This is a genomic window from Klebsiella sp. YJ (genome assembly GCF_002108615.1).
Taxonomy (GTDB): Bacteria; Pseudomonadota; Gammaproteobacteria; order Enterobacterales; family Enterobacteriaceae; genus Klebsiella; species Klebsiella planticola.
Genome location: NZ_MTEG01000102.1, coordinates 1 through 945 on the forward strand (window position 1 = coordinate 1; position 945 = coordinate 945).

3 protein-coding genes are annotated in these 945 nt (G+C 53.3%); 1 reads left to right on the top strand and 2 read right to left on the bottom strand.

Annotated features, from left to right (window positions below):
• The coding region (locus tag BV390_RS30360) for a peptidoglycan DD-metalloendopeptidase family protein (RefSeq protein ID WP_168185435.1) at window positions 1–206 on the top strand (206 nt) is incomplete at its 5' end.
• A gap of 33 nt (window positions 207–239) precedes the next feature.
• Here BV390_RS30360 and BV390_RS30365 read toward each other — a convergent pair.
• Together BV390_RS30365 and BV390_RS30370 are read right to left on the bottom strand one after the other, a co-directional pair.
• The gene (locus BV390_RS30365; RefSeq protein ID WP_000843497.1) at window positions 240–437 is read right to left on the bottom strand and encodes a DUF2933 domain-containing protein; all 198 of its coding nucleotides are present in this window, start codon (window positions 435–437) and stop codon (window positions 240–242) included.
• 40 nt (window positions 438–477) lie between these two features.
• The coding region (locus tag BV390_RS30370) for an HAD-IC family P-type ATPase (RefSeq protein ID WP_115672775.1) at window positions 478–945 on the bottom strand (468 nt) is incomplete at its 5' end.

Consider the following 945-nt stretch of genomic DNA (forward strand, 5'->3'; position numbering starts at 1 on the left):
CTAAAGGGGCCAGGGTTACCCGGGGAGGCGCTATTGCGTTATCCGGTAACAGCGGACGTTCATCCGGTCCTCATCTGCATTACGAGCTGGTCATCAATAACAATCCTGTTAACTCACTGGCGTTCCGGGCAGCGGCACCCGCTGATAACAAACTTGAACAGCATGCCTTTGCGCATGCCAGAGACTACGAACGATACCTGGACTGATAACGGGGCCGCGACGCGGCCCCGTCTGCCGGATTAATTTTTTTTATCGTTTTCACTTCCTTGATGTTGATGATCTCCATGCCCTCCGTGGCCGTGGAAAAGATGCATTAGCGGGCAGACCAGCAATAACAGATATGGCCAGTAACCTGCCACATGTGACCAGTGTTCGCGCAGGAGGGCAAATGCCGCGATCGCGGCGACAGCAATAAGCGCATAGGTGGTACTTTTCATACTGGACTCCTTCTGTTCGTAACAGCCCCTTCACTCAGTGTTATTTCCCGAGCCTGACACTTTTCAGACGCAACGCATTCACAATGACGCTGACGGAGGAAAGAGCCATGGCCGCCGCCGCAATAACTGGCGACAGCAGTATTCCATACACAGGATAAAGCAGGCCTGCAGCCACAGGCACGCCAAGTGCGTTGTAGATAAATGCAAAAAACAGATTCTGTCGGATATTTTTCATGGTGATTTCTGACAGATGACGGGCCCTGTTCAGTATCATCAAGTCGCCTTTGAGAAGGGTGACTCCGGCACTTTCAATTGCCACATCTGTACCCGTTCCCATGGCTATTCCCACGTCAGCCGCTGCCAGCGCCGGGGCATCATTCACACCGTCTCCGGCCATCGCAACCACATGGCCAGACGCTTTCAGTCGGGTTATCACTGCTTTTTTGCCATCCGGCAGAATCCCGGCTTCAACCTCATCTATTCCCAGTTTCCGTGCGACTGCTTCAGC